Origin of the sequence: Gordonia sp. NPDC058843 (assembly GCF_042743165.1) — a bacterium.
GTDB lineage: Bacteria > Actinomycetota > Actinomycetes > Mycobacteriales > Mycobacteriaceae > Gordonia.
Genome location: NZ_JBHYNC010000028.1, coordinates 62360 through 68479 on the forward strand (window position 1 = coordinate 62360; position 6120 = coordinate 68479).

Annotated in this window: 3 protein-coding genes; 2 read left to right on the forward strand and 1 reads right to left on the reverse strand. The window is 70.3% G+C overall.

The window, feature by feature from the left end; genetic code table 11:
* Nucleotides 1-7: 7 nt before the first annotated feature.
* The gene (locus ACFW3F_RS17690; protein ID WP_388059617.1) at nucleotides 8-484 is read right to left on the reverse strand and encodes a hypothetical protein; all 477 of its coding nucleotides are present in this window, start codon (nucleotides 482-484) and stop codon (nucleotides 8-10) included.
* A 259-nt stretch (nucleotides 485-743) separates the two neighbouring features.
* On the opposite strand from ACFW3F_RS17690, the gene ACFW3F_RS17695 reads away from it, so the two are divergent.
* The gene (locus tag ACFW3F_RS17695) at nucleotides 744-1085 is read left to right on the forward strand and encodes a hypothetical protein (protein WP_388059619.1); all 342 of its coding nucleotides are present in this window, start codon (nucleotides 744-746) and stop codon (nucleotides 1083-1085) included.
* 7 nt (nucleotides 1086-1092) lie between these two features.
* Nucleotides 1093-6120: MobF family relaxase (gene mobF / locus ACFW3F_RS17700; RefSeq protein ID WP_388059621.1), on the forward strand; the 5028-nt coding region annotated here is incomplete at its 3' end.

The following is a 6120-nucleotide window of genomic DNA, read 5'->3' on the forward strand; positions in this document are numbered from 1 at the left end:
TAGATCCCTAGGCCGACATCACCGCGGGATCGGTTTGCTCGGTGCGGCTCTCATCGGTGGCCGCGTCCGGAGTGGCCGGGGCCGGTGTCTGATCCTGGCTCGAGGTGGCCTTCTTCGTCGCGACGGACAGGCCCGCCTCGCGCAGCAGCGTCTTGGCTTTGGCTGCGCTGATCTCCACCAGCTCGGCCGCGCCACTAACACTTCCTACGCGCTCGGCGATCGCGGCCAGCGCGGTGGCTTTGGCGTGTGTGGATCGTTCGGTGATCGCCCACAGTTCTGCTTCGGCAGCAGCGAGTTCGGAGTCGGCTTGCAGGAACTCGGCGATGTTGGCTTCGTTGGCCTCCATCACCCGCAACTCGGCTTCGAGTCTGCGTTCGAGTTTCGCGCGTTCCTCGGCCCGACGCGTTTCCAACGCGGCGAGCGTTCGTTTGCGCGCAGAAGCACGCGCCTGGCTGGCAGTGAGTTTTGAATTGTTCGACGGCATACCCGACACGATAACGCCGGCCAACGCCCACTCGCCACCGCCACACGCGCCTTCTCAGTGAGCATTTCACCGTCCCTCCCCTTCCCCTCGCCCTCGTGTCCCACCCGCCCAATCCGTTCATCCACCCTCTCACCTGCATCAACACCCCCGATCACCCCTCACCCAGCACCTCACCCCATGAACCCCAAAACCCTTTAACTCCCACACACCTCTTGCATTCCGGATTCGTCCGACGAAATTAATGTGCCAGAATGCAGCCATGGCCGGTGCTGGGGCGTGCGATCACTGCGGTGGTGTGCTGCCCGGAGACGGCGCGCGGCGGCGTGGTCGGCCGCGCCGCTGGTGCTCGGATGAGTGCCGCCGGGCAGCGTGGGTCCGCCGCCACGACCGGCCCGCCACGGCCGGGGTCACCGCTCAGGATGCGGTGGCTCAGGTGCTGGCCTCCCCCACCGCCACCGCGGAACTTCTCGGGACGTTGGCCGAGCGGATCGAGGGCGGCGACGAGGTTGCCAGCGGTGTCATTGCCGAGCTGGTCCGGGCGCACCGCGCGAGCGTCCACGCGGTGATCCGGACCAACGAGTTGCGCCCGTTCCGGCGGTGATTCGGCCGTGACCGCCACCATCCACAAGCTCACCGCCGGCGACGGTTATGAGTACCTGACCAAATCCGTTGCGGCCATGGATGCCACCGACAAGGGGCGGGTGTCGCTGGCCGACTACTACAGCGCCAAAGGCGATTCCCCGGGCCAGTGGATCGGGTCCGGGCTGGCCGGACTGAGCGATATCGGCGCCGGGTTGGAGGTGTCGGAGCAGCTGGTCGACAAGCGCACCGTCGAGGCCGGGTCGATGGTGTCGGCGGCGCAGATGAAGGCCCTGTTCGGCGAGGGCCGCCACCCCAACGCCACCGCGATCGAACAGCACGCCGTGGCGTCCTCGGACTGCCGAACGGCCGAGGCGTTGGCGGCGACGAAACTGGGTAACGCCTACGCCGTCTACAACGAGTTCCCGGAGTTCCTACAGGAACTCGCGGTGGTGTTCCGCGACCACAATCTCGCCCGCGGCGAGCGGTGGGATGCGGTCATCGACGACGACACCCGGGCGGCGTTGCGCACCGAGCTGGGCCGCGAGCGATTCACGAAAACCTATCGGCGCCCGCCGCGGGATTCGCGCGAGCTCTCGGGGTTCATCGCGCAGGAAAGCCGTCGGCGTCAGTCGGCGGTGGCCGGTTACGACATGACGTTCAGTCCGGTGAAATCGGTGTCGGCGTTGTGGGCGGTCGCGCCGCTACCGATGGCCGAGAAGATCGAGGCCGCCCACCGTCAGGCGGTCGCCGATGCACTGGCGTTCATCGAGCGCGAAGCGTGCCTGTCGCGGTTGGGAACCGACGGCATCGCCCAGGTCGACACCGACGGTCTGATCGCCGCGGCGTTCACCCACCGTGACTCCCGCGCCGGGGACCCAGACCTACACACCCACGTCGCCATCTCTAACAAAGTGCGGGTGCGTGACGCCGCCGGGATCACCCGGTGGATGGCCCTGGACGGCACCCCGTTGTTTAAGGCCACCGTGTCCGCGTCGGAGGTGTACAACTCGCGCATCGAGCTCTACCTCCAGCGTGATCTCGGGGTCTCGTTCAGCGAACGACAGCAGACCGATGCACGGAAACGACCGGTCCGCGAAATCGACGGTGTTTCCACCGATCTGATGACGCAGTGGTCGTCGCGGCGCGCGGCGATCGAAGACCGCATCGGTGAACTGTCGAAGCAGTTCCTCGCCGATCACGGCCGCGAACCCACCACCGGTGAGGCCTTCGATCTGGCCCAGCAAGCCACCCTGGACACCCGCGAAGCCAAACACGAACCCCGCTCCTATGCCGAGCAACGCCAGGCGTGGCGGGCCGATGCGCGGCGCATCCTCGGCGGGGATCGGGCGATCAGCGACCTCGTGCACGAGGCCACCCATCCACGCCCCCGCACCCGTGAGTATCCGGAGTTCACCGACGAGCTGTGCACCGACCTCGCCGATGCGTGCATCGAGAACATCTCGGCCACCCGCGCCCGCTGGCAGCGTCCGCATCTACGCGCCGAAGCCGAACGCCAACTGCGTGCCCGCGACTTCGCCGGCATCACCGACACCGACGAACTCGCCGCCGCCATCGAGCGCATCGTCGACACCGCCCTGGCCGCTGACACCAGCGTCGCGGTGTCATCTGACGCCCTCGACGGCGACCTCAACGAACCCGAGGTGTTGCGTCGCGCGAACGGCGAATCAGTGTTCGTGCGCCACGACGTCGCCCTACACACCAGCACCGACATCCTCGCCGCCGAACACCGCATCGTGGCCGCCGCCAAACGCACCGACGGCCACCGCCTCGACGAGACCACCGTCGACATCGCACTGCTCGAGCAAGCCGCCAACGGCCGCGAACTCAACGCCGGCCAAGCCGCCATGGTGCGCGAACTGGCCACCTCCGGACGCCGCGTGCAACTGGTGCTGGCGCCCGCCGGTACCGGCAAGACCACCGCCATGCGCACCCTCGCCCGGGCGTGGACCGACAGCGGCGGAACCCTCATCGGACTGGCCCCCACCGCCGCCGCTGCCGCGGTGTTGCGCGAAGAACTCGACACCACCACCGACACCGCCGCCAAGCTCGTTGACCTCGCTCGGTCTGAACGCGAACTCGCCCAGACCCGCGCCCTGGCCGCCACACCACGCTGGCGCACCATCGGTAAACCCGAGCTCGCCAACCAGGTTGCCGCCGCCAAGAAAACGCTGGCCGACCCCGCATTCAAGAAGCTCAAACTGCCCGACTGGTACACCCAGATCGGCCCCGACACCCTCGTCGTGGTCGACGAGGCCGGGATGGCCTCGACCGCCGACCTCGACGAGGTGATCCGGTGCGTGGCCGCCCGCGGGGGCAGTGTGCGGCTCGTCGGCGACGACCAGCAGCTCGCCTCCATCTCGGCCGGCGGTGTGCTGCGCGACGTCGCGCACGAAACCGGCGCGCTGACTCTGAGCCAGGTGGTGCGGTTCTCCGACGCCGCCGAAGGTGCGGCGTCGCTGGCGCTGCGTGACGGTCACCCCGCCGCGCTCGGTTTCTACGCCGACCACGGACGCATCCACGTCGAATCCGATGCTGCCGCCGCCGATGACGCCTACCGGGCATGGGCACGTGACCGCGCACAGGGCCGCGACACCGTGATGATTGCCTCCACCCGCGACACCGTCAACGCCCTCAACGAACGCGCCCGCGCCGACCGTCTCGCCGGTATCGACCCCCGCCTCCGCGGCCCCGAGGTCGCGTTGTCCGATGGCCTGGCCGCCAGCGTCGGCGACATCATCAGCACCCGCCGCAACCGCCGCGACCTACGGGTGTCGGCCACCGACTGGGTCCGCAATGGCGACCGATGGCGGGTCACCCACATCGGCGCCGACGGCACCCTGACCGCCCAGCACCTCGACCTCAACCGGCACGTGCAGTTACCGGCGGACTACGTCGCCGAGCACACCACCCTCGGCTACGCCTCCACCATTCACGCCGCCCAGGGCATGACCGCCGACACCTGCCACGTCATCGGCTCCGACGCGCTGGACCGCCAGCTGCTCTACGTCGCGATGACCCGCGGCCGCCACGGCAACCACATCTACCTGCCCACCACCGAGACCGACCCGCACAACGCCACCACCCCCAAGGCCCGCCACCCCCAGACCGGGCTGGAAACCCTGGCCGCGATCCTCGGCCGCGACGGCGCCCAACAGTCGGCGACCACCGCCCAACGCGACGCCGTCGACCCGTTCCTGCGTCTGTCCCGGGCCGCGGCCGCCTACGATCACGCCCTCGGTTCGGCCGCCGAACACACCCTCGGCGCCAAGGCGCTGCGCGACCTCGAACACGACGCCGACACCCTCTACAGCACCCATACCGGCACCCCCGCCGGCACGCTCACCGCGTGCGCGGCCTGGCCCACCCTGCGCACCCACCTCGCCACGCTGGCCCTCGGTGGCGACGACCCGATCGCGCGGCTGCAGGCAGCGATCACCCACCGCGAACTGGCCACTGCCGCCGACCCGGCCGCCGTGCTCGACTGGCGCCTGGACCCCACCCAGCAACACTCCGCCGGCGGCGGACCCCTGCCCTGGCTGCCGCGCATCCCCGCCGGGTTCGCCGACACCCAGTGGGCGCCCTACCTCACCCGCCGCGGCGCCCTCGTTACCGACCTCGCCGCCGCCGTCACCGAACAGGCCCACGCCTGGGACGCCACCACCGCTCCCGTGTGGGCGCGTCCGCTGCTCCTGGCTGACACCGAACGCGGCGGCGAGCTCGTCGCCGAACTCGCCGTGTTCCGCGCCGCCCGCGGCGTCGACGACACCGACCGGCGTCCCGCCGGACCGCGACCAGATTCCATCGCCCTGGCACGGCGCCACGCCGCGCTGACCGAGCGCGCCGACGCACTCATCACCACCGCCGCCGAGGCCGCCCGCTACGCCGACCTCGCCCGCGACCTCGACCCCCACCTCCTCGCCGACCCATACTGGCCCGAACTCGCCGACCACCTGTCGCTGGCCGCCCGCGCCGGCCTCGACGTGCACGCCCTAGCCCGCGACGCCCTCGCCGACAACCCGCTGCCCACCGAAATGCCCGCCGCCGCACTGTGGTGGCGCCTGTCCGGTGAGTTGGCTCCCGCCGCGGCCGAAGCCACCAACACCGGCCTGCGCCCCGACTGGGCCGACGCTCTCGTCGGGATCGTCGGGGACCGGGCCGCCGAAGCGATCCTCACCGACCGCGCCTGGCCCGCCCTCGTGGCCGCGGTCAGCGCCGCCGACCCCACCCAGTGGAACCCCCACGAGCTGCTCGACCTCGCCGACACCCTGCTCCACAGCGGCACCGACGACGACCACACCGTCCGCCTCGACGAATACGCCCGCCTGCTCACCTGGCGAGTCGAACTGCTCGTCACCCACAGCAGCCACGCCACCGACACCACCCCACTACCGCCGGCACCGCCCACCCCCGAAGACGAAGCCGCCGCCGAAGCAGCAGCCGAAGCCGCCGGACTGGCCGACCCCTGGGCCGACACCCTCACCGGCCAGCCCGGCAACGACCTCGACGTGAACGTCGGCGTTGACGAGGACTACCTCGCCGCGCTCACCGCCACCGAACCGCCGCCGGAAACTGGCGTCGATGTCCTCGACCCGGACGACCTCGACCGCTACGAGGACCTGGACTTCGACGAGTTCGCCGCTGACGTCGTTGCTGCTGCACCCGATCGCTTCGCCGCGCCGACCGACCTCGCCGAATGCATCGCGCTGCGTTACGAACTCACCGCTCAACTCGCCGAACTCGGCACCGACATGGCGCAGCTACGCGAGGCGATCAACGCCGGCACCAGCGCCCACCAGCAGGCCATGGCCCCGCATGTCTTGGCGTTGCGCGCTGCTGCCGACCACCAGTTCGCCGCGGCCGCCGACACCGCCGGGCATCACCACGACCTGATGATGGCCGAACAACTCATCGAAGACCTCACCAACCAGGCAGCCGCCCTGCGCCGCACCGCCGCCCAGCTCCGCGCCGCCGACACCACCGACCTCGACCCCCTCAGCGACGACGAAGCACCCGACCTCGCCGCGCTACGCGCC